Source organism: Micromonospora sp. URMC 106, from assembly GCF_051386395.1.
Classification (GTDB): domain Bacteria; phylum Actinomycetota; class Actinomycetes; order Mycobacteriales; family Micromonosporaceae; genus Micromonospora.
Window position 1 is genome coordinate 1 of record NZ_JBPQTP010000107.1, and the last position, 22,706, is coordinate 22,706.

Annotated in this window: 24 protein-coding genes and 2 pseudogenes; 17 read left to right on the forward strand and 9 right to left on the reverse strand. The window is 74.9% G+C overall.

The features are described from left to right. The coding region (locus ACSNOB_RS25715; RefSeq protein WP_436689143.1) for a hypothetical protein at nt 1-196 on the reverse strand (196 nt) is incomplete at its 3' end. Nucleotides 197-349: 153 nt separating this feature from the next. Here ACSNOB_RS25715 and ACSNOB_RS25720 point away from each other — a divergent pair. The 3 genes from ACSNOB_RS25720 to ACSNOB_RS25730 all read left to right on the forward strand — a co-directional run bounded on the left by ACSNOB_RS25720 (nt 350) and on the right by ACSNOB_RS25730 (nt 2,708). Beyond that, complete coding sequence (locus ACSNOB_RS25720; protein WP_393109995.1) at nt 350-778, forward strand: SRPBCC family protein; 429 nt, start codon at nt 350-352, stop codon at nt 776-778. Further along, entirely contained in the window at nt 775-1,776 is a 1,002-nt protein-coding gene (locus ACSNOB_RS25725; protein WP_436689145.1) for an SDR family oxidoreductase, read from the forward strand. The genes ACSNOB_RS25720 and ACSNOB_RS25725 overlap by 4 nt, the downstream gene beginning before the upstream one ends. 164 nt (nt 1,777-1,940) lie before the next feature. Continuing rightward, a complete protein-coding gene (locus ACSNOB_RS25730; protein WP_091095806.1) occupies nt 1,941-2,708 on the forward strand; it encodes a polyprenol monophosphomannose synthase in 768 nt (255 codons plus the stop codon). Between the two features lie 48 nt (nt 2,709-2,756). Here ACSNOB_RS25730 and ACSNOB_RS25735 read toward each other — a convergent pair whose 3' ends face one another. Then, complete coding sequence (locus ACSNOB_RS25735; RefSeq protein WP_436689148.1) at nt 2,757-4,361, reverse strand: phytoene desaturase family protein; 1,605 nt, start codon at nt 4,359-4,361, stop codon at nt 2,757-2,759. A 72-nt stretch (nt 4,362-4,433) separates the two neighbouring features. Between ACSNOB_RS25735 and ACSNOB_RS25740 the strand changes: the two genes are divergently transcribed. Then, on the forward strand, nt 4,434-5,867 hold the full coding sequence (locus ACSNOB_RS25740) for an aldehyde dehydrogenase family protein (protein WP_436689150.1): 1,434 nt from the start codon (nt 4,434-4,436) through the stop codon (nt 5,865-5,867). A 60-nt stretch (nt 5,868-5,927) separates the two neighbouring features. Here ACSNOB_RS25740 and ACSNOB_RS25745 read toward each other — a convergent pair whose 3' ends face one another. Then, entirely contained in the window at nt 5,928-6,329 is a 402-nt protein-coding gene (locus ACSNOB_RS25745; RefSeq protein ID WP_091095813.1) for a ChaB family protein, read from the reverse strand. A 163-nt stretch (nt 6,330-6,492) separates the two neighbouring features. Between ACSNOB_RS25745 and ACSNOB_RS25750 the strand changes: the two genes are divergently transcribed. From ACSNOB_RS25750 to ACSNOB_RS25765, 4 genes are all read left to right on the forward strand, one after another. After that, nucleotides 6,493-7,473, forward strand: coding sequence for a YihY/virulence factor BrkB family protein (locus ACSNOB_RS25750; protein WP_436689152.1), 981 nt, complete (start codon nt 6,493-6,495; stop codon nt 7,471-7,473). 92 nt (nt 7,474-7,565) lie between these two features. After that, complete coding sequence (locus tag ACSNOB_RS25755; RefSeq protein WP_436689154.1) at nt 7,566-7,982, forward strand: DUF2795 domain-containing protein; 417 nt, start codon at nt 7,566-7,568, stop codon at nt 7,980-7,982. Nucleotides 7,983-8,034: 52 nt separating this feature from the next. After that, complete coding sequence (locus ACSNOB_RS25760; RefSeq protein ID WP_393110007.1) at nt 8,035-8,496, forward strand: SRPBCC family protein; 462 nt, start codon at nt 8,035-8,037, stop codon at nt 8,494-8,496. A gap of 89 nt (nt 8,497-8,585) precedes the next feature. Beyond that, nucleotides 8,586-8,846, forward strand: a complete 261-nt coding sequence (locus ACSNOB_RS25765) for a hypothetical protein (RefSeq protein WP_436689156.1) — start codon at nt 8,586-8,588, stop codon at nt 8,844-8,846. Between the two features lie 46 nt (nt 8,847-8,892). Here ACSNOB_RS25765 and ACSNOB_RS25770 read toward each other — a convergent pair whose 3' ends face one another. Then, a complete protein-coding gene (locus tag ACSNOB_RS25770; RefSeq protein ID WP_436689158.1) occupies nt 8,893-10,101 on the reverse strand; it encodes an MFS transporter in 1,209 nt (402 codons plus the stop codon). Between the two features lie 154 nt (nt 10,102-10,255). Between ACSNOB_RS25770 and ACSNOB_RS25775 the strand changes: the two genes are divergently transcribed. After that, on the forward strand, nt 10,256-10,468 hold the full coding sequence (locus ACSNOB_RS25775; protein ID WP_393110013.1) for a hypothetical protein: 213 nt from the start codon (nt 10,256-10,258) through the stop codon (nt 10,466-10,468). A 119-nt stretch (nt 10,469-10,587) separates the two neighbouring features. Here the strand turns inward: ACSNOB_RS25775 and ACSNOB_RS25780 are convergent, their stop codons facing one another. Then, nucleotides 10,588-11,160: a TetR/AcrR family transcriptional regulator gene (locus ACSNOB_RS25780; RefSeq protein ID WP_436689160.1), complete on the reverse strand. Its 573-nt coding sequence runs from the start codon at nt 11,158-11,160 to the stop codon at nt 10,588-10,590. Nucleotides 11,161-11,362: 202 nt separating this feature from the next. Between ACSNOB_RS25780 and ACSNOB_RS25785 the strand changes: the two are divergent. Next, a pseudogene (locus tag ACSNOB_RS25785) lies at nt 11,363-11,896 on the forward strand (ABC transporter transmembrane domain-containing protein); the annotation flags it as partial. Between the two features lie 106 nt (nt 11,897-12,002). Next, nucleotides 12,003-13,007 carry an ABC transporter ATP-binding protein gene (locus ACSNOB_RS25790; RefSeq protein WP_436689162.1) on the forward strand — a complete coding sequence of 335 codons (1,005 nt, stop codon included), beginning with the start codon at nt 12,003-12,005 and terminating at the stop codon, nt 13,005-13,007. Nucleotides 13,008-13,235: 228 nt separating this feature from the next. Here ACSNOB_RS25790 and ACSNOB_RS25795 read toward each other — a convergent pair whose 3' ends face one another. Beyond that, on the reverse strand, nt 13,236-13,685 hold the full coding sequence (locus ACSNOB_RS25795; protein WP_436689164.1) for a hypothetical protein: 450 nt from the start codon (nt 13,683-13,685) through the stop codon (nt 13,236-13,238). 163 nt (nt 13,686-13,848) lie between these two features. Here ACSNOB_RS25795 and ACSNOB_RS25800 point away from each other — a divergent pair, with 163 nt between their 5' ends. Further along, entirely contained in the window at nt 13,849-14,226 is a 378-nt protein-coding gene (locus ACSNOB_RS25800; RefSeq protein WP_436689166.1) for a DUF6401 family natural product biosynthesis protein, read from the forward strand. 85 nt (nt 14,227-14,311) lie between these two features. On the opposite strand, the pseudogene ACSNOB_RS25805 reads toward ACSNOB_RS25800, so the two are convergent. Next, nucleotides 14,312-15,200, reverse strand: a pseudogene (locus ACSNOB_RS25805) (mechanosensitive ion channel family protein). 189 nt (nt 15,201-15,389) lie between these two features. Between ACSNOB_RS25805 and ACSNOB_RS25810 the strand changes: the two are divergent. From ACSNOB_RS25810 to ACSNOB_RS25820, 3 genes are all read left to right on the forward strand, one after another. Continuing rightward, nucleotides 15,390-17,516: an ATP-binding SpoIIE family protein phosphatase gene (locus tag ACSNOB_RS25810; protein ID WP_393110025.1), complete on the forward strand. Its 2,127-nt coding sequence runs from the start codon at nt 15,390-15,392 to the stop codon at nt 17,514-17,516. 42 nt (nt 17,517-17,558) lie between these two features. After that, a complete protein-coding gene (locus ACSNOB_RS25815) occupies nt 17,559-18,236 on the forward strand; it encodes an HAD family hydrolase (protein WP_436689168.1) in 678 nt (225 codons plus the stop codon). A gap of 130 nt (nt 18,237-18,366) precedes the next feature. Then, complete coding sequence (locus ACSNOB_RS25820; protein WP_393110029.1) at nt 18,367-19,656, forward strand: cation:proton antiporter; 1,290 nt, start codon at nt 18,367-18,369, stop codon at nt 19,654-19,656. A gap of 80 nt (nt 19,657-19,736) precedes the next feature. Here the strand turns inward: ACSNOB_RS25820 and ACSNOB_RS25825 are convergent, their stop codons facing one another. After that, complete coding sequence (locus ACSNOB_RS25825) at nt 19,737-20,672, reverse strand: NAD(P)/FAD-dependent oxidoreductase (RefSeq protein WP_436689176.1); 936 nt, start codon at nt 20,670-20,672, stop codon at nt 19,737-19,739. A 176-nt stretch (nt 20,673-20,848) separates the two neighbouring features. On the opposite strand from ACSNOB_RS25825, the gene ACSNOB_RS25830 reads away from it, so the two are divergent. After that, nucleotides 20,849-21,064, forward strand: a complete 216-nt coding sequence (locus ACSNOB_RS25830; protein ID WP_436689170.1) for a DUF3072 domain-containing protein — start codon at nt 20,849-20,851, stop codon at nt 21,062-21,064. On the opposite strand, the gene ACSNOB_RS25835 is transcribed toward ACSNOB_RS25830, so the two are convergent. After that, nucleotides 21,058-21,573, reverse strand: a complete 516-nt coding sequence (locus ACSNOB_RS25835; RefSeq protein ID WP_436689172.1) for a metallophosphoesterase family protein — start codon at nt 21,571-21,573, stop codon at nt 21,058-21,060. The genes ACSNOB_RS25830 and ACSNOB_RS25835 overlap by 7 nt on opposite strands. 162 nt (nt 21,574-21,735) lie before the next feature. Here ACSNOB_RS25835 and ACSNOB_RS25840 point away from each other — a divergent pair. Further along, a partial coding sequence (locus tag ACSNOB_RS25840) for a glycoside hydrolase family 6 protein (protein ID WP_436689174.1) occupies nt 21,736-22,706 on the forward strand: 971 nt, incomplete at its 3' end.

Below are 22,706 nucleotides of genomic sequence, written 5' to 3' on the forward strand. Positions count from 1 at the left end.
CCTTCTCCGGATCACCGTTGTACGGCACGTCCTCCACCAACGTGCCATCCCGATCCAGCAACACCGCGTCGAACAGGACGGGCCCGGACGCGGCCCGGTCGGCACCGGCATCAACCCGGGCTGACCTGCGCTGATCCGGCTCCACCTGGTCCTGTCGCACAGCGGGCGGGTTCCCGGCGCCCCGGGGAGTAAACATCATCTTCAACGCGCTGCCGCGTCGCGTGCGCCGGCGGCGTCGACACGCCGGCCCGGGGTGGCGTTACCCGCCGCCCCGGAGAAGCTAACCCGCGGGCGTCGTTAGTCCGGGCCGCGCCGGGGGTATGGGGGCGCAGTGGCGATTGTGGAGAAAGTGATCGAAGCTCCCCCGGAACAGGTCTGGGCGGTGCTGGCCGACGGGTGGACGTACAGCGACTGGGTCGTCGGCACGGTGCACGTCCGCGACGTGGACGACGCCTGGCCCCGGGTGGGCAGCCAACTGCACCACAAGGCCGGGCCGTGGCCCTTCTCCCTCCAGGACTCCTCGACGGTCCTCGCCTGCGAGCCCCCGCGCCGGCTGGTCATCCGCGCCGGGCTCTGGCCGGCCGGCGAGGCGATCGTGGTCTTCACCCTCGAACCGGTCGGTACGGGCGCGACCCGGGTGCGCATCGGCGAGGACTTCGCCGCCGGCCCGCTGCGCTGGGTGCGCAACAAGGTCAACGACCTGGTGCTGCACCAGCGCAACAAGGAGACCCTGACCCGGTTGGCGGACATCGCCAAGCGACAGAAGGCGGACGAATGACGCAGACCGTGGTGGTGACCGGGGCGAGCGCCGGCGTGGGCCGCGCCGTCGCCCGCCGGTACGCCGAGCGCGGCGCCCGGCTCGCGTTGCTCGCCCGGGGCGAGGCCGGCCTGGCCGCAGCCGCTCGGGACTGCCGGGAGCTGGGCGCCTCCGAGGTGCGCACCTACCGGGTCGACGTGGCCGACGCCGGCGCGGTGCAGCAGGCCGCGGACGACGTGGTGCACCGCTTCGGCGGGATCGACGTCTGGGTGAACAACGCGATGGTCTCGGTCTTCGCCCCGGCGTGGGAGATCCCGGCCCCCGAGTTCCGGCGGGTCACCGAGGTCAACTACCTCGGCACCGTACACGGCACCCTCGCGGCGCTGCGCCACATGCGGGCGCGCGGCCGGGGCGCGATCGTGCAGGTCGGCTCCGCGCTGGCGTACCGGGGGATCCCGCTGCAGTCGGCGTACTGCGCGAGCAAGCACGCCATCCAGGGCTTCAACGACTCCCTGCGGGCGGAGCTGCTGCACGACTGCCCGGGGGTGAAGCTGTCGATGGTGCAACTGCCGGCGATCAACACCCCGCAGTTCTCCTGGGTGCGCACCCGGCTGCCCCGGCATCCGCAGCCGGTGCCGCCGATCTTCGCGCCGGAGGTGGCGGCGAGGGCGATCGTCTGGGCGGCCGACCACGGGCCGCGCGAGCTGAACGTGGGCGGGCCGACCTGGCGCGCCCGGCTCGGCGACATCGTCGCGCCCGGCCTGCTGGACCGGAAGCTGGCCCGCGACGGGTACGACAGTCAGCAGACCGAGACCCCGATCGACCGGGCCGCCTGGCGGGACAACCTGGACCGCCCCGGCGACGACGAGCAGGACCGGGGCGCGGAGGGCGTCTTCACCGACCGGGCCCGCACCCGCTCGGCCGCCCTCTGGGTCGGTACGCACAAGCCGGCCGTCTCGGGCCTCGCGCTCGCCGGTCTGGCCCTGGCTCTCACCGCCCTTACCCGCCGTCTCCGCTGACGGCAACCGCTCCCGCCGGCCCGGGCGGGCGACGCTCGCGTCCGACCCGCCGTCGCCCTCCGCAGGGGCCGGGTCACCCGGCGGAAAGGGGTGCCTTTTCGACCCGGATGTGGCGACTGGCTACGCTCTCATGGAGCCCTGTCCGCCGACCGAGGATGTCCGACATGATCGAACCCGTGCAGTTGCCCGCGCCCTGGCGGGACGCACGCCTGACCGTCGTGGTTCCCACCTACAACGAGGCGGGCAACCTCCCGGTCCTGGTCGAGCGGCTCCTGGCCCTGCCGCTGCCGGGCCTGAAGATCCTCGTCGCCGACGACAACTCCCCCGACGGCACCGGCGAGGTGGCGGACAAGCTGGCCATCGAGCACCCCGACCGGATCCAGGTCGTGCACCGGGCCGGCAAGGAGGGCCTCGGCCGGGCGTACGTGGACGGGATCGGGCGCGCGCTCGACGGCGGCGCGGAGTACGTGGCGCAGATGGACGCCGACCTGTCGCACCCGCCGGAGGCGCTCCCCGGCATGCTCGGTGCGCTGCTGTCCACCCAGGCCGGCGTGGTGATCGGCTCCCGGTACGTGCCGGGCGGCGAGCTGGACGAGAACTGGCCGCTCTACCGGCGGGCGCTCAGCGGCTGGGCCAACCTCTACGTGCACACGCTGCTGCGGGTCCGGATCCGCGACCTCACCGCCGGCTTCAAGATCTGGCGGGCGGACGCGCTGCGCGACATCGGCCTGGAGCGGGTGCAGTCCAACGGTTACAGCTTCCAGGTGGAGATGCACTACCTGGCCACGAAGCTGGGGCACACCATCCTGGAGGTGCCCATCCGCTTCGAGGAGCGGCGCGACGGCGCGTCCAAGATGACCACCGCCACCAAGATCGAGAGCGCGCTGATGCCGTTCAAGCTGCGCACCAAGCACCGCAACGTCGAGCGCTGACCGCGCCGGGCCGCGCGGCGGCCGGGACGACGCCCGGCCGGGACGGGGTCAGCGGTAGACCGCGCGGTGCGCCGCGCCGATCGTGGCGGCGTACACCGGGCCGGTGAGCGCGCGGTCGCGGGCCAGGGCGGCGCGCGCGGCGTTCGCGCCGGGGGCGCCGTGCACCCCGCCGCCGGGATGCGCCGACGCGCTGGCCAGGAACAACCGGTCCACCGGGGTGTCCGCGCGGCCCAGGCCGGGAATCGGGCGCAGGAAGAGCTGCTGGTACGCGGCGGCGGTGCCGCCGCCGACCGCGCCGCCGACCAGGTTCGGGTCGCCGGCCTCCAGGTCGGCCGGCCCCGCCACGTGCCGTCCCACGATGAGGCTGCGGAAGCCGGGTGCGGCCTCCTCGAGCACCCGCTCCATCCGTTCGACGTGGGCGGTGATCTCCTCGGCCCGCCAGTGCCGCCGGAACGGCAGGTGGGTGTACGACCAGAGCGACTCGGTGCCCGGCGGCGAGTGGCTCGGGTCGGCCACCGACATCTGCCCCACCAGCAGGAACGGGTCGCGCGGGGTCTCCGAGCGGGCCAGCGCGGCGGCGTAGCTGGTCAGCCCGTTCAGGTCCGCGCCGAGGTGCACGGTGCCGGCGGTGGCCACCGCGCGGTTGGTCCACGGCACGGGCGCGGACAGCGCCCAGTCCACCTTCAGCGTCGAGCCGTCCCACCGGAAGTGCGCCAGGTCCTCCACCAGCCGGGGCGGCAGCGCCGCCGCGCCGACCAGGTCCAGGTAGAGCGCGGGGGCCGGGACGTCGGCCAGCACCGCCCGGCGGGCCCGCCACAGGGCCCCGCCTGCGGTGCGCACCCCCATCGCCCGGCCCCGGGCGGTCAGCACCCGGTCGACCCGGGCGCCGTAGAGGATCCGGCCGCCCCGGTCGGTCAGCCGCGCCACCAGCGCGTCGGTGATCTTCTGCGCGCCGCCGTCGGGCACCGGCCAGCCGACCTGCTGGCCGAGCATCGCGAGCAGCCAGCCGTACACGCCCGAGCCGGCCTCCTCGGGGGACAGGTCGGTGTGCAGGGCGCAGCCGGCCAGCAGCGCCGGGCCGCCTTCGCCGTCGAAGAGTTCGTCACCGAGCTTGCGGATCGGCACCACCAGTCGCCGGGCCAGCCGCAGCGCACCGGCGACCCGCAACCGGCGCAGCAGGGTCAGGCCACCGCGCACCGGCGGGAAGGGCGTGGTGATGGTCTCCAGCATCGGCTCGGCGACCTGCCGCCAGTCGTCGTACGCGTGCAGCCAGCGCTTGCCGTCGCCCGGCGCGAACGCCTCCAGCGAGGCCGCAGTGGCCTCCGGGTCGCGGTTGAGCACCGCCGCCCGACCGTCGGGCAGCAGGTGCGCCAGCACGTCCGGGGAGTGCCGCCAGCGCAGGCCGTACCGGTCGAGCCCCAGTCCGCGCAGCACCGGCGAGGCGTAGCCGAGGGGGTAGAAGGAGCTGTACAGGTCGCTCAGGTAACCGGGGGCGGTCACCTCGGCGGAGCGCACCGCGCCGCCGGGCGCGGCGGTGGCCTCCAGCACCAGGACGTCCCAGCCGGCGTCCGCGAGCAGGTTGGCGGCGACCAGGCCGTTGTGGCCGGCTCCGACGACGACGGCGTCCGCGCTCTCCGCGCCGGTCGAACTCATCCGATCCGCCTACCCGGCCGGCAACCGGGCGAAACGCGTTTGCCTTGCCGGGGCCGGGGCATCCACTGCCGCATGTACACGGTTGCGCAGCTCATAGGTGGAGTGTGGGGCGCGGGCGGCGAAGGGGGCGAACTGGTCGTACACGATCCGGCCGACGGCTCCCCGGTCAGCTCCGTGCCGGTGGCGACGGCGGACGAGGTCGGCAAGGCGGTGGAGGCGGCGCGCGGCGCCGCGGCGGAGTGGGCGGCGACCGCCCCCGCCGAACGGGCGGCGGCCCTGCACCGGGCGGCGGACGCGGTGGCGGCCGTCGCCGACGAGCTGGCCCGGGCGACGACGGCCGAGATGGGCAAGCCACTCGCGGACGCGCGGGGCGGCGTGGAGGCGGGCATCGGCACCCTGCGACAGTACGCGGAGCTCGCCCCGGTGCGCGGCGGGCGGACCCTGCACGGCGGCACCCACGCTCTCGACTTCATGGTCCCGCAGCCGCGCGGGGTGGTCGCCGCGATCACCCCGTGGAACGACCCGGTGGCGGTCTCCTGCGGCCTGCTCGGCGCCGCCCTGGTCACCGGGAACGTGGTGCTCTACAAGCCGAGCGAGCGCGCCCCGGCGACCGGCTGGTTGCTGGCGAAGGCGCTGGACAGCGCGCTGCCGCCCGGGGTGCTCTCGCTGCTGACCGGCGGCCCGGAGGTCGGCGCGGCGCTGGCCGCGCAGGAGGTGGACGTGGTCGCGCACGTCGGCTCCACCGCCACCGGCCGGGCCATCGCGGCCGCGGCGGCCCGCACCGGCGCCAAGGTGCTGCTGGAGAACGGCGGCAGCGACCCGCTGGTCGTGGACGGCGACGTCGACCCGGTGTGGGCGGCCGGGCAGGCGGCGGTCGGCGCGTTCGCCAACGCGGGACAGATCTGTGTCGCGGTGGAGCGGATCTACGTGCACCGCGACGTCGCCGAGGACTTCACGCAGGCCCTGGTGGAGCGGGCGGAGCGGCTGCGCGTCGGCCCGGGCGGCGACCCGGCGACCGAGCTGGGGCCACTCGTCGACCGGCGGCACCGCGACCACGTGCACGGGCAGGTGACCGCGGCGGTGGCGGAGGGGGCGCGCGTCCGCACCGGCGGGACGCTGCCCGACGGCCCCGGGGCGTTCTACCCCGCCACCGTGGTCACGGACTGCCGACACGACATGACGCTGGTCCGCGAGGAGACGTTCGGGCCGGTCGCCGCGATCGTCGTGGTCGACTCGTTCTCCGAGGCGCTGCGCTGCGCCGCCGACTCCCCGTACGGGCTGGCCGCGACGGTGCTGACCGGTTCGATGAGCCACGCCCAGCGCGCCTGGCGGGAGCTGCCGGTGGGCACCGTGAAGATCAACGCGGTGTTCGGCGGGGCCCCGGGCGGCGCCGCGCACCCGCGCCGCGCCAGCGGCCACGGCTTCGGGTACGGCCCCGAGTTGCTCGACGAGTTCACCGCCACCAAGGCGGTGCACATCGAGGCCCCCGGCGGCGGCCACTGGTGACCGCGCGGACGAAGGGGCTGTCCGCGGTCGGACAGCCCCTTCGTCGTACGCCGGAACGCGTCAGCGACCGCGGGCCTTGGCGGTCTGCCGGTTGTTCGCCTTCTCGATGGCCTTGACCAGTTCGGGCTTGGTCATGCTCGACCGGCCGGGCACGTCCAGCTTGCGGGCCACCTTCATCAGGTGGTCCTTGGTGGCGTTGGCGTCCACCCCGCCGGCGGTGGGCGCCCGGCGCTCCGGTCCGCCGCCGGCCGCCTGGCGGTCGCTCGGGCCCTTGCGGCCCTTGGGCTCCCAGTGGTCGCCCACCTTCTCGAACTCGTGCTTCACCGCGGCGAAGGCGGTGCGGTGCGCCCGCTCCCCCTCGCCGTACGTCTCCACGGCCGAGTCGTGCGTCTTCTCCCAGGTGCGCTGCGCCTTCTTCGGGGAGCGCCGCAGCGTGCTGGGCAGTACCTCGCGCCCGGGCATCTCGTCCTCCTCCGCGTCGATGGGTTCTGGTTGACCGTTCCCCCGCGACCGGTCGGCAAACCGGTCCGCCGGGTTTGTCGATTTCGCTCCGGGGGTACCGGCGGGGCCAGGCGGAGCAGGAGGCACACCGGTGATCCGGCGGCCGGGGCACAGGGAGCGGGCCATGACGACGACGGAGCCCGGCGCGGCGCTCACCGGCGAGCAGCGGCTGCGGATGCCCCGCAGGGTGCGGCAGTTGAGCTGGCGGACCTGGCGCGGGGTGCTGGTGCGCAGCGCGCGGAACTTCGTCAAGGACAACTGCGCGGACTGGGCCGCCGCGCTCACCTACTACGGGGTGCTCGCGCTCTTCCCGTCGACGATCGTGGTGGTCGCCCTGGTCGGGCTGGTCTCCAACGGCGAGCAGACCGTGGACACCGTGCTGGACCTGGCCCGGGACATGGGCGCCGGCTCGGTGGTGGCCAACGAGGGCTTCGTCTCCGTGGTCCGGGGCGTGGTCGACCAGAACGACTCGGCGAGCGTGCTGCTGAGCTTCGGTCTGCTCGGCGCGCTCTGGTCGGCCTCCGGCTTCATCGGGGCGTTCACCCGGGCCTCCAACGCCGTCTACGGGGTCCAGGAGGGGCGGCCGGTCTGGAAGCTGCGACCGATGCAGATCGGCCTCGCGGCGGTCTCGCTGGTGCTGCTCGCCATCGTCGCCACCGGCCTGATCGTCAGCGGCCCGGTCACCGACGCGGTGGGCGACCTGCTCCATGCCGGCGGGCTCACGCGCACCGTGTGGAGCATCGCCAAGTGGCCGGTGCTGGCAATGATCATGATGGTGCTGCTGAGCCTGCTGTTCTGGATCGCGCCGAACGTCCAGCAGCCCCGGTTCCGCTGGCTCACCCCCGGCGGGGCGGTCGCCCTGCTGTCCTGGGTCCTCGCCTCCTTCGGCTTCGGCCTCTACGTGGCCAACTTCGGCTCGTACGACGCCACGTACGGCAGCCTCGGCGCGGTGATCGCGTTCCTGGTGTGGCTCTACCTGTCCAATTCGGCGCTGATGCTCGGCGTGCAGATCAACGCCGAGTTGCAGCGGGGCCGGGTGCTCCAGGCCGGCGAACCGGACCCGGACGAGCCGGTCCTGCCCCCGAAGACGCCGGCCGGCGCGTGACCGCGTCCCGGTTCACCGCCGAGGGGTGCCGGGCACCGCTGGCGTCACCGGGCGCCGGTTTACCGCCGGTGCCACCGGGTAGCGCAGAAGGCATGGAACGTGGCAGCAACAAGCACGGACCGAGGGTCGACGAGCAGATGAGCCGGGAGGTCAGCGGCCTCGTGCAGGGGCCCGGGACCGGCGGCTCGCGGGTCGACGAGTCCCGTGTGCCGGAGCCGGCGGGTGAGGACCAGCCGGAGGCGACGACGGCTCCGGCCGGCGAACTGCGCACGGGCGCGCCCAAGGGGATGAGCTCCGAGGACGTCGAGCAGCGCAGCCGGCTCGGGCGGTTCATCACGATGGCCGCCCTGCCCGGCGACCGGGAGGCGTTGGTCGCCAACGCGCGGGACAACGACGCGCCGGCGGACATCGTCTCCGAGCTGGAGCGGCTGCCCGAGGGCATTCGTTACCAGACGGTCTCCGAGGTGTGGGCGGCGCTCGGCCACAAGAACGAGACGACCCGCTGGTGACCGGGTCCCCGCACGATCCGGACCGACACCCGCGGACGAAGGAGGATGCCTGATGAGTGGCGTTACCGAACATGTGGACGTCTCCGTCCCGGTGCGCACCGCGTACGACCAGTGGACCCAGTTCGAGGAGTTCCCCCAGTTCATGGAGGGGGTGCAGGAGGTCCGGCAGCTGACGGACACGATGACCCACTGGACCGTCGAGATCGCCGGGGTGAAGCGTGAGTTCGACGCCGAGATCACCGAGCAGCTCCCGGACGAACGGGTCGCCTGGCGCTCGACCGGCGGCACCAAGCAGGCCGGCGTGGTGACCTTCCACCGGCTGGACCCGGAGACCACCCGGGTGACCCTGCAGCTCGAGTTCGAGCCGCACGGCGTGGTCGAGCAGGCCGGCGACAAGCTGGGCATCGTCGACCGGCGCGCCAAGGGCGACCTGGAACGGTTCAAGCAGTTCATCGAGCGGCGCGGTCAGGAGACCGGCGCCTGGCGCGGCAAGGTCGACCGGCCGCAGCCCTGATCCCGCCCCCCGGGTACGAACTCCGATGGCCGCCGGCTCGCCGGCGGCCATCGCCGTTTGCCGGCAGCGGGCCCGGGTACCGCGATGGTATGACGGACGAGAACAAGGTGTGGCGGGACGAGGAACGGACTCCCCTGCAGGAACTGGACCGGGCCGTCGCGCGGTCGACGCTGGACGGCCAGGCCGACGACGTGACGGGCAACGACGCCGGTGAGGAGGCCGCGTTCGGGCACGGGCCGGAGGCGGTGGACCGCGGCGGGCGAGCCGCCGGGGCCGGCCGCGAGCCCACCGACGCCGATCGCGCCTACCGGCCCTCCACGACCGGCCGGACCGGCCCCGACACGATGTGAGCCGGGTGGACCGACGGGTACGGCCGGGCCGTGCGCGTCGGTCCGCTCAGCGCGCCGCCGCGACCGGGCGGCGGGTGCTGACCGCGTGCAGCGCGATCAGCCCCAGCGCGAGCACGACCAGCGCCGGCCCGAGGAGCTCGACCGAGGTGTTGCCGAGCAGCACCCCGATCCCCGCCGGGACCAGCGCCGCGCCCAGCCCGGCCGCGGCGATCTGGAGCCCGATGGTCCGGTCCGCGTGCGCCGCGCCGACCCGGTCGACGGTGGTGAGGGTGAGCAGCGGGAAGACCGGGGCGGCGGCGAACCCGACGACGAACAGTCCGACCACCGCGAGCCAGGCCGGGGCCGGCACCGCGACCAGGACCGCGCCGACCGCCATCCCGACCAGGCTGCCCCGCAGCACCAGTCCCGCGCCCAGCCGCTCGGCCACCACCCCCTGCACCACCCGTCCGACGAACAGGCTGCCCCAGTAGCCGGAGACGCAGACGCCGGCCACCGCCGCGCCGAGGCCGCGGCCCTCGGTCAGCAGCAGGAACGCCCAGAGTCCCGCGGCCACCTCGATCGCCACGTAGACGACGAAGGCCAGCGCGCCGATCCAGACCGCCGGCAGGCGCAGCGTGTCGCGTACCGACGTGGCGGCCGGCTGGTCCGCGGGCGCCGCGCCGGCGGCGGACCCGACGGACTCGCGGGCCGGGGCGCGGTCCCGCCACGCCCGGACGGTCAGCGCGAACGCGGCGGCCAGGGCGAGCTGGGCCGTCGCCACCAGGCCGTACCCCCAACGCCAGGAGAGCCCGGCGCTGAGCGCGCCGGTCATGATCAGCGGTCCGAGCGCCACCCCGAGCCCGAAGAACGCGTGCATCCAGTTCATGTGCCGGGGACCGAAGGCGCCCGCCGCGTACGCGTTCAGCCCGGAGTCGATCGCACCGGAGCCCAGACCGAGCACCAGGGCGCACCCCACCATCAGGGCGAGCCCGGGGGTCAGCGCGTAGCCGGTGAGCGCGAGGCTGGCCAGCAGGGTGCTGGCGGCGAGCAGCCAGCCGACGCCGAGCCGGGCCAGCGTGAACCCGGCCAGGACGCTGGAGGTGAGGTAGCCGGCGGTCCCGGCGGTGAGCACCAGGCCGACGGCCTCCGTGGGCACGCCGAAGTCGGCCCGGATCGAGGGCCAACCCACGCCGATGAGCCCGTCGGGCAGGCCGAGACTGACGAAGGCGAGGTAGGCCAGCAGGAGCAACGAGGGGCGGGGCGGGGTGGTGGACACGGACGACCATCCTGCCCGCCGCCGTCCGCGCCGCGACCACCCCTCCCCCGCGAGGACAGAAAGTGCGGTCCGGACGGCCGGGGAAACGGACAGCTCATCCAGAATCGGCCGTTCGGCTGACGGCAACCCCCGGGTCGCGCGCAAGACTTTCGGGATGCAACAGGGCTCCGGATTCCTCTCCACGCGTCAGCGTCGCCTGGCTTGGCTCGGCTTTCTCCTCGCCGCGCTCCAGGCTCCCGTCTCCGCCAAGCTGGTCTCGGACGACTCCTGGTTGTTCAGCCTCTGCGTGGCCCTGATGGTGGCGACCGTGATCATCGCCGACGACGCGGCCCGGCGCCGCCCGGCCGACGCGCGTTCGAGCGAGTAGCCCCGCGGCGCGACGGCAGCGCACGTCGCACCGCCCCCACGGGCCGTCCGCCCGCATCCGGGGCCTCCGCCCGCACCGCCTCCGGCGCGGGCGGACGTCGCGGCCCGCGCCGCGCGGGATCAGCCGGGCTTGACCGCGATCGCGCCGTCGACCGTACGCAGGATCAGGCGCAGCACCTCGTGCCGGGAGGCCCCGGTCTCGGCGACGTAGGCCCAACCGGCGTACAGCTGCGACCAGACCAGGCTCTGCACCCAGTCCGCCGGCAGCTCCGGGTCGATGGTGCCGTCGCGGTGGCCGCGCTCGACCATCGCGGCGAACTCCGGGTCGCAGCCGGCCGGCCTCTCGGTGGTGGGGCCGGCGCCGAGGTCCGGCTCGGTGAAGATCAGCGAGAGCAGGCTACCGAGGTCGAAGTACTCCTGGCAGAGCCGGCGCACGGCCGACGCCCCGGTGCCCTCGGCAATCCGCGCCTGGGCGGTCGCCCGGGCCAGTCGGGCGCCGGCCTCGGTGCCGACGGCGGCAAGCAGGTCGGCGCGCTCGGCGAAGTAGCGGTGCAGCGTCGTACGGCCCACGTCGGCGGCGGCGGCGATGTCGCCGAGGGAGGCGGCGGGGTTGCGCCCCAGCACCTCGATCGCCGCGTCGACGATGGCCTGGCGGGTCCGGGCCCGGCTGCCGGACACCTGCTCGTCGGTCACGCGGCGAGGATAGCAATACCTCGTTTCGGAATAGCGCTTGACTGGTTTGGAACACGACTGTTCCATTCAGGGCATGACTCCTTCCGCTCCGACGCTGCCCCGGTTACGGACGCTCGCGTCGTTCCTCGCTCCGCACAGGCGGACGATGGTCCTCGGGCTCGGCTTGGGGCTCGCCGCGAACGCGGCCGGGCTCGCGACGCCGATGGTCACCAAGTGGGTCCTGGACACGCTGGGCACCGGTGGGTCGATGACCCGCCCGATCTGCGTGCTGCTGGCGCTCGTCGTCGTCGGCGCGGCCATCACGCTGTGGCAGTGGCGGCTGCTCGGGACGCTGGCCGAGCACATCGTGCTCGACGCCCGGGCCGCGATCGTCCGGCACTACTTCCGGGCCCGCGTCGGCGACCTGCAACGCCGGCCCACCGGCGAGCTGGTCACCCGGGCCACCTCCGACACGCAGCTGCTGCGCGAGGCGTCCGGCAGCATCGTCGGCCTGGTCAACGCCGGCATCGCCCTGCTCGGCACGCTCGTGCTGATGGGCGTGCTCGACCTGTTCCTGCTGGGCTGCACCATCGTGGCCGTGCTGGTGGTCGCGGCGGTCATGGGCGCGCTCATGCCCCGCATCGCCACGGCGCAGGCCGCGGCACAGGAGTCGATGGGCACGCTCGGCGGCGCGCTGGAGGGGGCGCTGCGCGCGATCCGGACGGTCAAGGCCAGCCGGGCAGAGGCCCGGTTGACCGAGCGGATCGTCGCCGACGCCCGGCAGGCGGCGACGCACAGCGTACGAGCGGCGCGGGTGACCGCGTCGGTCTGGGACCATCGCCTGGACGGGGATCCAGCTCGCGGTGATCGCGATCCTGGGCATCGGCGCCTGGCGGGCCCAGCGCGACCTGCTGGAGATCTCCAGCCTCATCGCGTTCCTGCTGTACACGTTCCAGCTCATGGGGCCGATCACCGAGCTGACCCAGAACACGACGGCACTACAGGCCGGGATCGCCGCGGCCGGGCGGATCCGCGAGGTCGAGACCCTTCCGACCGAGCCGGCGGGCCCGGTGTCCGCCCCGGCGGAGCGCCCGGAGGTGCCCGACGCGGAGCAGCCGGTGCTGGTGTTCCGCGGGGTCACCGCCCGCTACGGCCCGGACGCGCCCGCCGCGGTGCACGACATCGACCTGGCCATCCCCCGGCGCGGGCACACCGCCATCGTGGGGCCGTCGGGGGCCGGCAAGACCACGCTGTTCTCGCTGATCCTGCGCTTCCTGGAGCCCGAGCGGGGGCAACTGCTCCTCGACGGCCGCCCGTACGCGGCCCACGGGCACGACGAGGTGCGGGCCCGGCTCGCGTACGTCGAGCAGGAGACCCCGGTGGTGCCCGGCACCATCCGCGACAACCTGCGCTTCACCCACCCGGACGCCACGGATGAGGAGATCCGGGCGGTGCTCCGCGCCGTCCGGCTCGACGACAAGGTCGACTCGCTGCCGGACGGACTGGACACGTCGCTGTCGTCGACGGAGGTGTCCGGCGGGCAGCGTCAGCGCATCGCGTTGGCGCGGGCCATGCTGCGCACCCCCGACGTGCTGCTGCTCGACGAGGCGACCGCGCAGGTCGACGGGCTGACCGAGGCCGCACTGCAGGAGTGCGTCCGGCAGCGCGCGGCGGCCGGAGCCGTGGTGACCATCGCCCACCGGCTCTCCACCGTGCTCGACGCCGACCGGATCGTGGTGATGGAGCACGGCCGGATCCGGGCCCAGGGCACCCACTCCGAGCTGCTGGCCGGCGACGACCTCTACCGCCGGTTGGTCGAGGCGCTGCGCATCGCGGCCGAGGGGCACGCGGTGGCGGCCGGCGGATGACCCGTTGGCCGGGGCTGTCGAGCTGATGTCGCAGACGATTCACCCCCGGTCGGCCGGGCGCCACCTCGGGCCCGGACACCGCCCGATGTCACAGACGACTCAGCTCGACAGCGCCGGACGACCCGTTCCCCGCACACCGGCTCGGCCACCACCGACCGCTCCGGACGTGCCTCCGAACCCGGCCGGCCCGGAGGCGCGTCAGCGCGCTTCCGGGCCGTCCGGGGCGCGTCAGCGCGCTTCGCCGGGGCGCGCCTCGTGGCCGGGACGGCCCCGGGTCCGCCGCCGCTCCTTCATCTCCGCCTCGTAGAGGTGCCGGCGGCCGGCGACCAGCTCCTCGCGGGCCGCCCGGTCGAGGTCGCGGAAGAGGGCGTAGTACCCGTCGTCGAAGTCCTCGACGATCTGGAACGTCCAGCGGCCGGCGATCACGTTGCGCCCCAGCAGCTCGGTGTCGATGCGCTCGGCGATGTGCCCGTGCCCGGCGGCGCGGAACATCTCCACCGCGTCGTCGAGCATGAGGTCGGCGTGCCCGACCAGTTGGTGCAGCGAGTAGAGGTGGCCCCGCACCCGCTCGACGCACTCCAGCGCCTCGCTGAGCTTGCCGAGCGCGGCCACCGTCTCGTCGCTGACCCCGGCGGGCCGGCGGTGCCGTTCGTCCGGTTCGTCCACGTCCTGTCCCATCCGTTCCTCCACCGTGTCGGCTGCGCCCGTCCGGGCGGTTCTCCTCCTGCCCCACCCGCGCCGGGCCAATCCCCGCGGATCGGGCTGACCGATCGGTGGAGGGGCAAAAACCCGCCGAGTGGCCGAGGTCGACCCGGGGATCGGCCGGATAGCCTCGTTCCCCATGCGTGTGCCGTTCAACCGGGTCGAGGCCCGTTCCGCCGCCAGCTCGGCGCGAGCCACTCTGGCCCTCCTGTCCACCTCGGTCGGCGCCGAGGGGCTGGCCGCCGCCGCCGCGCGGCCGGGCCTGCTCGCCCTGGTCGACCAGCACGCGGCGGCGGTGCGGGAGAGCCTGGACGGCGACCGGCGGCCGCTGAGCGCGGCCGGGCTGGCGGGTTACGCGGAGGGCGTTCGCGCCGCCGCGCTGGAGCACGGCTGGCAGCCGCCGGCCGCGCCGCTGGACTGGTCCGAGCCGGACTGGCTGCTCACCCGGCTGCTCGCGGTCTGCGCGCTGGCCCGTTCGCTGGGCACCCCGGCACCGGGCCCGCTCCCCCGGGTCTGACCGGGCGGCGGGCGGGGTGCCGGCACGCCGGAGGGGCGCCCGCCGGTTCGCGGACACCCCTCCCGCCTCGCCGTCACCGGCGCGGTCAGCGGCGGAACTGCTGGGTCTCGTCGCTGACGTTCCCCGACTGGTAGGCGCCGCGCCCGCCGGCCGTCGCGGACTCCTGCCCGCGCGGCATGATCTCGGTGCGCTCGGCCGCCGTCCGGTCGGCCATCTGCCGGCCGACGTCGGTCTGGCCGGCTTCCCGGGCCCGGGGGGGGGGGGGGGGGGGGGGGGGGGTGCTCCTGCACCGCCCGCGACTCCTCGGCCATCCGGTTCAGCCAGCCGTCCCAGCGGCTCTGCATCGGCTTCACCAGACCACCGCCGACGCCGACGATCAGGATGCCGGCCACCGTGGCGAGCACGGCGATCAGCACCGGAGTCGTCACCGTGGTGGCGATGCCCACCTGGTTCAGCGCCGCGATCACACCCAGCGCGAGGATGAAGACCGCCACCAGGTCGGCAAGGATCTTGCCGTACGCGAGGCCGCCCAGCGCCCCGGTGACCAGATCCCGGACGGCGTTGGCGATCGCGGCGGCCACGACGACGATGACGATCGCCACGAACGCGCGTGGCAGCCAGGCGACCACGCCGCTGATCAGGTCACTGATCGCGTTGGGTCCCCAGACCCCGAAGGCGAACTGCAGGGTGAACAGCAGCACGGCGTAGTACGCCAGTTTCGCCAGGATGTCACTCGCGTCGTACTTCGTGCGTTCCAGCGCCCGTTTGATGCCGCCCCGTTCCACCGCCTTGTCGAAGTTGACCCGTTCCAGTGCCGCGTCGACGATCTTCAGCACGGCTCTGGCGATGAGCCATCCGACCACGAGGATCGCGATGAACGCGATGGCCCGCGGTATGAACAGCAGCACCGACCTCCACATGTCGGCCACGGCGTCGCCGATGTCGGCCTGCCTGACCGCGAGGGTTTCCGGCATGATGTCCCTCCTGTCGCATGGACTGCGCCGCGCGCTTACCCGGTCACCGACGCGGCACGCCGTACCGGTCCCCGACTTTTTCCCGACATGTCAGCCCAGACCGGCCCTGACCTGCCCGAACGTTCGGTGGCAACGACGCGCGGGGCATGATCGGGAACGGGTGCCGGGTGGTCCGGTTAGGCTGCGGTCATGCCAGGAACGGTCGGACGGGTCCCCAACCCACCAGCCCCGGTGTCGGGAGCACCCTCCGCCTCGGGAGCGGCGGCCGCCGTCCTCGGCCACCACTGGGCCGGCACCCCGCTCGGTCCGTGGCACTCGTGGGACCCGGCGGTCCGCGCGGCGGCCGAGGTGATCCTCGCCTCGCCCGTGCCGATGGCCCTCACCCTGGGCGACGACCACCTGCTGCTCTACAACGACGGGTACGCGGAGCTGATCGGCGACCGGCACCCGGGGGCGGTGGGCCGGCCGGCCGCCGAGGTGTTGTCGGAGATCTGGCCGATGCCCGGGGTCGGCGACGCCGTCGAGCACACCTACCGCTCGGGCGAGCCGTTCCTGGAGAAGGAGTCCACCCTTCCGCTGCACCGCCGGCCCGGCCTGGTCGAGCAGGCGGTCTTCACCCGGGGCCACTCCCCGGTGCGCGACAGCGCCGGGCGGATCGTCGGCGTGCTGACCGTGGCCGCGGAGACCGCCCAGGTCACCCAGCAGTTGCAGAGCCTCAGCGACTTCGCCGCCGCGCTCGCCGGCACCCTCACCCTGGACGACGTGGCCCGGGTCGCGCTGCGCTACGCGATCACGTCGTTCGACGCCGACCTCGTGTCGTTCGCCGTCGACGAGGGCGGGGGCGGCTGGCGGATGGTCCGGCGCGTACGCGGGGAGTTGATGGACGAGGCCGACGAGCGGCTCCCGCCGTTGTGGCGGCGCGTCCCGCCGGACTGGGAGGGACCGGTCGTGTCGGCCGCCCGCGCCGGCGTGCCGCTCTTCGTCGACGACGGCCAGCCGCTGCGGGACATCGCGGTGGACCGGCACGACCAGAAGGTCCGGTCGCTGGCCGCGGTGCCGCTGCGCGCGTCGGTGGTCCGGGGCGGCCTGGCCGTCGGCTACCAGGTTCCGCGCGTCTGGTCGGCCGCCCAGCGGGCCCTGCTGGCCGCGTCGGCGGAACTGGTCGGCCAGGCGGCCGAGCGGGCCCGCCGGTTCGAGACCCAGCACGGCACCGCCCAGCTGCTGCAACGCAGCATGCTGCCGGAACACCTGCCGGACCTGCCGCCGATGCGGATCGCCGCCCGCTACGACCCGGGCGTCGACGGCAACGCCGCCGGCGGGGACTTCTACGACGCCTTCCTGCTGCCCACGGGCGACCTGGGCATCGTGCTCGGCGACGTCGCCGGCCACGACGTGCAGGCCGCGGCCCGGATGGGGCAGGTCCGTGCCGCGCTGCGCGCGCTGGCGCTGACCGACCCGCGCCCGGACGCCGTGCTGGCGGGGCTCGACCGGCTGGTCACCAGCCTGGGCGCCGAGGGGGACACGCACGAGCTCTTCGTGACCGTGGTCTTCGGGGTGGTCGACGTCCAGCGGCAGCAGCTCACCCTGGCCAGTGCCGGCCACCCCGCCCCGCTGATCCGCCGGTGCGCGCCCGACGGCGAGCCGGTCGCCGAGTACGTCGACGTGCCCGCCGGCGCCCCGCTGGGCCTGGGCTGCCGGCCGCCCACCGCGACGGTCCGCTTCGCCCCCGGCGACACGCTGCTGCTGTTCAGCGACGGCGTGGTGGAGCGGCGCCGGCAGGGGCTCACGGCCGGCCTGGACGCCCTGGCCGAGGCGGTGGCCGGGGCGGGCAGCGGCGATCCGCGCGCGCTGTGCGCGGTGGCCACCGCGGCGGTACCCGGTGCCACCGAGGACGACGTCGCGGTGCTGGCGGTGGAGCACGCGCTGCGGCCGAGCCGGTCGGCGAGCATGGAGGTGCCGGCGGAACCGACCGCGCCGAGCCGGGTGCGGCACTGGATGACCGGGCAGCTCACGGAGTGGCAGGTGCCCGAGTCGATCATCGGCGCGGCGGTGCTCTGCACCAGCGAGCTGACCACCAACGCGCTGCTGCACGCCGGCACCGCCGCCCGGGTGGAGATCGACCTCAGCCCCGAGCGGCTGCTGGTGTCGGTCGCCGACTCGGGCACCCGCGGCACCGTCACCCGGGCGCAGACCGACACGCTGAGCAGCCGGGGCCGGGGGCTCGGGCTGATCGAGGAGTTGAGCGACGCCTGGGGGACGGACCCGACCGTCCGTGGCTCGACGGTCTGGTTCGAGATCCTCATCCCGGCCCGGTGAGCGGTGGCGTCAGCCGGCCCGGTACGGGGTAGGTAGGGGACCATGCCCACCGAACAGCCCGCCGGTGTCCTCTTCGACGTGGACGGCACCCTGGTCGACACCACCTACCTGCACACCGTGAGCTGGTGGGAGGCGCTGCGCCAGACCGACCGGCACGTGCCGATGGCGGAGATCCACCGCGCCATCGGGATGGGCTCGGACAAGCTGCTCGACCACCTGCTCGGCCCGGAGCGGGACCGCGGCGCGGACGGCAAGCTGCGGGACGCCCACGACGCGCTCTTCGCGGAGTACTGGGAGCGGCTGGTCCCGCTGCCCCGCGCGGCGGACCTGCTGCGGGCCTGCGCGGAGCGGGGGCTGCGGGTGGTGCTGGCCACCTCCGCCGCCGAGCACGAGGTCGCCGCGCTGCGCCGGGCTCTGGCCGCCGACGACGTGATCGACACCGTCACCTCTTCGGCGGACGCCGAGGAGAGCAAGCCGGCGCCGGACATCCTGGTGGCCGCGCTGGAGCAGTCCGGCCTGGCCGCCGAGCGGGTGGTCTTCGTCGGCGACTCGGTCTGGGACGTCGCGGCCGCCGGCAGGCTGGACATCCCGTGCGTCGGGCTGACCTGCGGCGGCACCAGCCGGGGCGAGCTGGCCGGGGCCGGGGCGGTGGCCGTCTACGACGACCCGGCCGCGCTGCTCGCCGCCCTCGCGGACTCGCCGATCGCCGCCGCGAGGTGACGGCCGGCCGGCTCGGCCGGCGCGGACGTGATCAAGAAGTCGAACCGGACAGGAATACGAAAAGACCTCCGGGGGCAAGGAGTCTCTCCACCTGCCCGCACGCCGTGGGCGAGGCGGAGAGGTGGTGGGTGTGGAGCCGGTAGACGTGGCGTTCGCGGTGGTCGGCCTGGGGGCGCTGCTGGCGGGGATCCTGCCCCGGGTGCTCGAACGCCGCCCGCTGTCCATGCCGATCGCCTTCCTCGGGCTCGGCATGCTGGTCTTCGTCCTCCCCGTCGGCCTGCCGAACCCCGACCCGCTCGCGTACCCGGAGATCGCCACCCACCTCACCGAGATCGGCGTGATCGTCGCGCTGATGGGCGCCGGGCTGAAGATCGACCGTCCGTTGAGCTGGGCCCGTTGGTCGTCGACGTGGCGGCTGCTGGCGATCGCCATGCCGCTGTGCATCGCCGCGGTGGCGCTGCTCGGCTGGTGGTGGGCCGGTCTCGTGCCGGCCGCCGCGCTGCTGCTGGGCGCGGCTCTCGCCCCCACCGACCCGGTGCTCGCGGCCGACGTGCAGGTCGGTGAGCCCACCGACGTCGAGGACTCCGAGGACGAGGTCCGCTTCGCGCTCACCTCGGAGGCCGGGCTGAACGACGGGCTGGCCTTCCCCTTCGTGTACGCGGCCATCGCCATCGCCACCACCGGCCTGGCCCCCGGGGACTGGCTGGGCCGGTGGCTGGGCGTGGACGTGCTGTGGAAGGTCGCCGCCGGGCTGGCGGGCGGCTGGTTGGTCGGCTGGCTGCTCGGCAAGCTCTTCTTCCGGGCCCCGAGCGAGCTGCGACTGGCCCGGCACGCCGAGGGTTTCCTCGCGCTCGCCGCGACCTTCCTGGCGTACGGGCTGGTGGAGGTCGCCGGCGGGTACGGCTTCCTGGCGGTCTTCGTGGCCGCCCGGGCGATCCGGTCCGCCGAGCGCACCCACGAGTTCCACTCGGTGCTGCACGCCTTCGCCGAGCAGATCGAGCGGCTGCTGACCGTGCTGCTGCTGCTGCTCTTCGGCGGCGCCGTGGTGGGCGGCCTGCTGGGCCCGCTGACCTGGCCGGCCGCCGCGGTCGGGCTGGCGCTGGTCTTCGTGGTCCGGCCGCTGGTCGGCCGGCTGTCCCTGCTCGGCGCGCCGGGCCGACCCGCCGAGCACTGGGTGATCGCCTTCTTCGGCATCCGCGGCGTCGGCTCCTTCTTCTACCTCGCGTACGCGACGGCGAAGACCGACTTCCCGCAGGCGGACCTCGTCTGGGCGACCGTCGGCCTCGTGGTGATCGTCTCGGTGGTGGTGCACGGCGTCGCGGCGACCCCGGTGATGCAACTGCTGGACCGCCGCGGCGAGCGCACCGCCGATCCGTCCGAGCCCGGCCGCGCCGGCGAACCGGTCGCCGCGCCGGGCTGACCGGCCGGCTCCGGGCGGCCCGGACGGTCGGCTCCAGACCGGTCAGCTCCAGACCGGTCGGCTCCGGGCCGGGCGACCGGTCAGGCCAGGCGGGCGACGAGGGCGCGGCCGAGGTCCCGGCCGGAGCGCCAGGCGCTCTGCACCCGGGGCCTGCCGAAGGCGTCCCCGGCCAGCCCGACGCCGTCGGCGTCCAGGTGGTACGTCCCACCGGGGCCGGCCGTCGGCTTGGCGTACGTCCACCGGTGCACGTGCACGTGCTCCGCCGGCTCGGGCAGCCCCAGCAGGTCCCGGACGGCCTCCTCGATCGCCGGCCCGGCGCCGGTGGGCTGGGCGAGGTGGCCGGCGGCGAACTCCGGCGTGGTGTGCGCGACCAGCACCGGCGCGTCGTCGCCGCGCCGGTCTCCGTCGTCGCAGACCAGGCTCAGCAGCGGGTGGTCGTTGACGAACGCGCCCCGGAAGGGCGCCCACCGGCGGGTCGGGAAGCGCAGCACCCCGGTCAGCGCCGGCGACCACCGCTGGGCCTGCACGACGCGGGTGGCGGCGGCCAGGGCCGGGGCGAGCAGCAGGGCCGCCTGGGGCCCCGGCATGGCCAGGGCCACCGCCGCGCAGGGCCGCCCGTCGACCACCGGCCCCGGATCGACGCCGAGCACGAGCCGGTCGACGGTCACCGGCAGGTCCCGGGCCAGGTGCTCGACCAGCGACCGCAGCCCCCGGGGCGCCGCCCAGCGCATCGGACCGGGCACCTCGCGCCGGCCGTCGGCGCCGTACGCGACGAACGTGTCGGTCCACTCCCGCGCCAGCCCGGCCGCCCGCCACCCCTCGACCACCTCGGCGAAGTCGGGATCGCTGACGGTGAGGTACGCGGCGCCGGTGTCGGCGGGCCGGCCGTCGAAGCGCCTGCTGGCCATCCGGCCGCCGGGCACCCGGGCGCGCTCCCGGATCTCCACCGGCACGCCGGCGCGAACGAGTTCCGTCGCGCACGCGACCCCGGCGATGCCGGCGCCGACCACCACCACACCCGCCCGGCCCGCAGTCACCGGGTGATCGTATGCGCACGGCGCCGGGCGGACGGGCGAGATCGATCCGGCATGTCGGCACGGCGGTCGCCCTGGGCGGCACGATCCGACCGGGACCCGCATGGATCGGCCACGGGCGGGGTATTGGCACGTCTGTTCGACGGAAGGTGGAGATGATGACGGACCGCGACAGCAGTCAGGCCAACCCGCAGGGCGCGATCAAGGATCCCGACGAGTGGGTCACCGGGGACGAGCCGCCGACCGCCGCGCAGGAGTCGTACCTGGCGACACTGGCCCGCGAGGCCGGCGAGGAGTTGCCGGACGGGCTGACGAAGGCCGAGGCCTCCAAGCGGATCGACGAGCTCCAGGAGGAGACCGGCCGCGGTCAGTGACCCGGCGCGCGGCGCGGTGGGAGGCGGTGCAGCTCGACCTCGTCGAGCCGCCCCGCCGCCACCCGCGCCGTGAGGAAGGTGGCGTGCGGCTGGGCGCGCCGGTCGGTCGGCGAGCCCGGGTTGAGCAGGCGCAGCCCGCCCGGGGCGACGGTGTCCCAGGGGATGTGCGAGTGGCCGAAGACCAGCAGGTCGGTGTCGGGGAAGCGGGCCGCGCAGCGCTCCTCGCGCCGGGTCTTCGGCCCGGTCTCGTGCACGACGGCGACCCGTAGCCCGTCGAGTTCCACCCGGGCGACCTCCGGCAGCCGGGCGCGCAGCGCCGGCCCGTCGTTGTTGCCGTACACGCCGACGAGCCGGCGGGCCCGGGCGGCCAGGGCGTCGAGCAGGGCCTCGTCCACCCAGTCCCCCGCGTGCAGCACCACGTCGGCCGCGTCGACGGCCGCCCAGAGCGGCGCGGGCAGGTCCTTGGCGCGCAGCGGCACGTGGGTGTCGGCGGTGATCACCAGGCGCATCCCCCCATTCTCCGCGAGGGCGGCCCCGCCCGCCGCGAGCCGCGGTTCGCCTCGCCCGGTTTCGCGTGCCCGAACCCTTCACAGCGCCGCGATCAGGACGTAGTTTGACGGCCATACATGGGAGCGCTTCCAGTGGCGCTCCTCGATGGAATGGGAGACCCCGTGAGAAGCAGACCGGCACTCGCCGCGGTGGCCGCCGCCGCGGCCGCGCTCACCATCACCGCCACCGTCACCGTCGGCGTCGTCCGGGCGCCCGCCGCGGCCGCCGCCGACTCGGCGTTCTACGTCGATCCGGCCACGGCCGCCGCGGCCTGGGTCGCCGCCAACCCCGGCGACCCCCGCGCCGCCGTGATCCGGGACCGGATCGCGAGCGTCCCGCAGGGCCGCTGGTTCACCCGGACCAACACCTCGACCGTACGCTCGGAGGTGGACGCCCTGGTCGGGGCGGCGGCCGCCGCCGGCAAGGTCCCCATCCTGGTGGTCTACAACATCCCCAACCGGGACTGCAGCGGCGCGAGCGGCGGCGGCGCCCCCGACCACGCCACCTACCGGCAGTGGATCGACCAGGTCGCGGCCGGCCTGGCCGGGCGCCCGGCGACCATCGTCCTGGAGCCGGACGTGCTGCCGCTGATGACGAGCTGCCAGAACGCGGCCCAGCAGGCCGAGACGAAGGCCTCCATGGCGTACGCCGGCAAGAGGCTCAAGGCGGCCTCGGCCTCGGCGAAGGTCTACTTCGACACCGGGCACTCGGCGTGGCTCTCCCCCGCCGAGGCCGCCGCCCGGCTGCTCGGCGCGGACATCGCCAACAGCGCGGACGGCATCTCGCTGAACGTCTCCAACTACCGGCGCACCGCCGACGAGGTCGCCTACGCCAAGCAGGTGATCGCGGCGACCGGGGTGTCCCGGCTCAGGGCGGTCGTGGACACCAGCCGCAACGGCAACGGGCCGCTCGGCTCCGAGTGGTGCGACCCGTCCGGCCGGGCGATCGGCACCCCGAGCACCACCGCCACCGGCGACCCGGCGATCGACGCGTACCTGTGGGTGAAGCTGCCCGGCGAGGCCGACGGCTGCCTCGCGCCCGCCGGCCAGTTCGTGCCACAGCGGGCGTACGACCTGGCGGTGGCCGCCGGCCC

What these genes read in the sequence shown, in the direction of transcription:
- ACSNOB_RS25745 (WP_091095813.1), bottom strand. Translation starts at nt 6,329, where the DNA reads ATGCCCGGGCGCGAGGTACTGCCCAGCACGCTGCGGCGCTCCCCGAAG.
- ACSNOB_RS25735 (WP_436689148.1), bottom strand. Translation starts at nt 4,361, where the DNA reads ATGAGTTCGACCGGCGCGGAGAGCGCGGACGCCGTCGTCGTCGGAGCC.
- ACSNOB_RS25765 (WP_436689156.1), top strand. Translation starts at nt 8,586, where the DNA reads ATGACGGACGAGAACAAGGTGTGGCGGGACGAGGAACGGACTCCCCTG.
- ACSNOB_RS25760 (WP_393110007.1), top strand. Translation starts at nt 8,035, where the DNA reads ATGAGTGGCGTTACCGAACATGTGGACGTCTCCGTCCCGGTGCGCACC.
- ACSNOB_RS25750 (WP_436689152.1), top strand. Translation starts at nt 6,493, where the DNA reads ATGACGACGACGGAGCCCGGCGCGGCGCTCACCGGCGAGCAGCGGCTG.
- ACSNOB_RS25730 (WP_091095806.1), top strand. Translation starts at nt 1,941, where the DNA reads ATGATCGAACCCGTGCAGTTGCCCGCGCCCTGGCGGGACGCACGCCTG.
- ACSNOB_RS25740 (WP_436689150.1), top strand. Translation starts at nt 4,434, where the DNA reads ATGTACACGGTTGCGCAGCTCATAGGTGGAGTGTGGGGCGCGGGCGGC.
- ACSNOB_RS25800 (WP_436689166.1), top strand. Translation starts at nt 13,849, where the DNA reads ATGCGTGTGCCGTTCAACCGGGTCGAGGCCCGTTCCGCCGCCAGCTCG.
- ACSNOB_RS25830 (WP_436689170.1), top strand. Translation starts at nt 20,849, where the DNA reads ATGACGGACCGCGACAGCAGTCAGGCCAACCCGCAGGGCGCGATCAAG.
- ACSNOB_RS25775 (WP_393110013.1), top strand. Translation starts at nt 10,256, where the DNA reads ATGCAACAGGGCTCCGGATTCCTCTCCACGCGTCAGCGTCGCCTGGCT.
- ACSNOB_RS25795 (WP_436689164.1), bottom strand. Translation starts at nt 13,685, where the DNA reads ATGGGACAGGACGTGGACGAACCGGACGAACGGCACCGCCGGCCCGCC.
- ACSNOB_RS25755 (WP_436689154.1), top strand. Translation starts at nt 7,566, where the DNA reads ATGGAACGTGGCAGCAACAAGCACGGACCGAGGGTCGACGAGCAGATG.
- ACSNOB_RS25810 (WP_393110025.1), top strand. Translation starts at nt 15,390, where the DNA reads ATGCCAGGAACGGTCGGACGGGTCCCCAACCCACCAGCCCCGGTGTCG.
- ACSNOB_RS25835 (WP_436689172.1), bottom strand. Translation starts at nt 21,573, where the DNA reads ATGCGCCTGGTGATCACCGCCGACACCCACGTGCCGCTGCGCGCCAAG.
- ACSNOB_RS25725 (WP_436689145.1), top strand. Translation starts at nt 775, where the DNA reads ATGACGCAGACCGTGGTGGTGACCGGGGCGAGCGCCGGCGTGGGCCGC.
- ACSNOB_RS25815 (WP_436689168.1), top strand. Translation starts at nt 17,559, where the DNA reads ATGCCCACCGAACAGCCCGCCGGTGTCCTCTTCGACGTGGACGGCACC.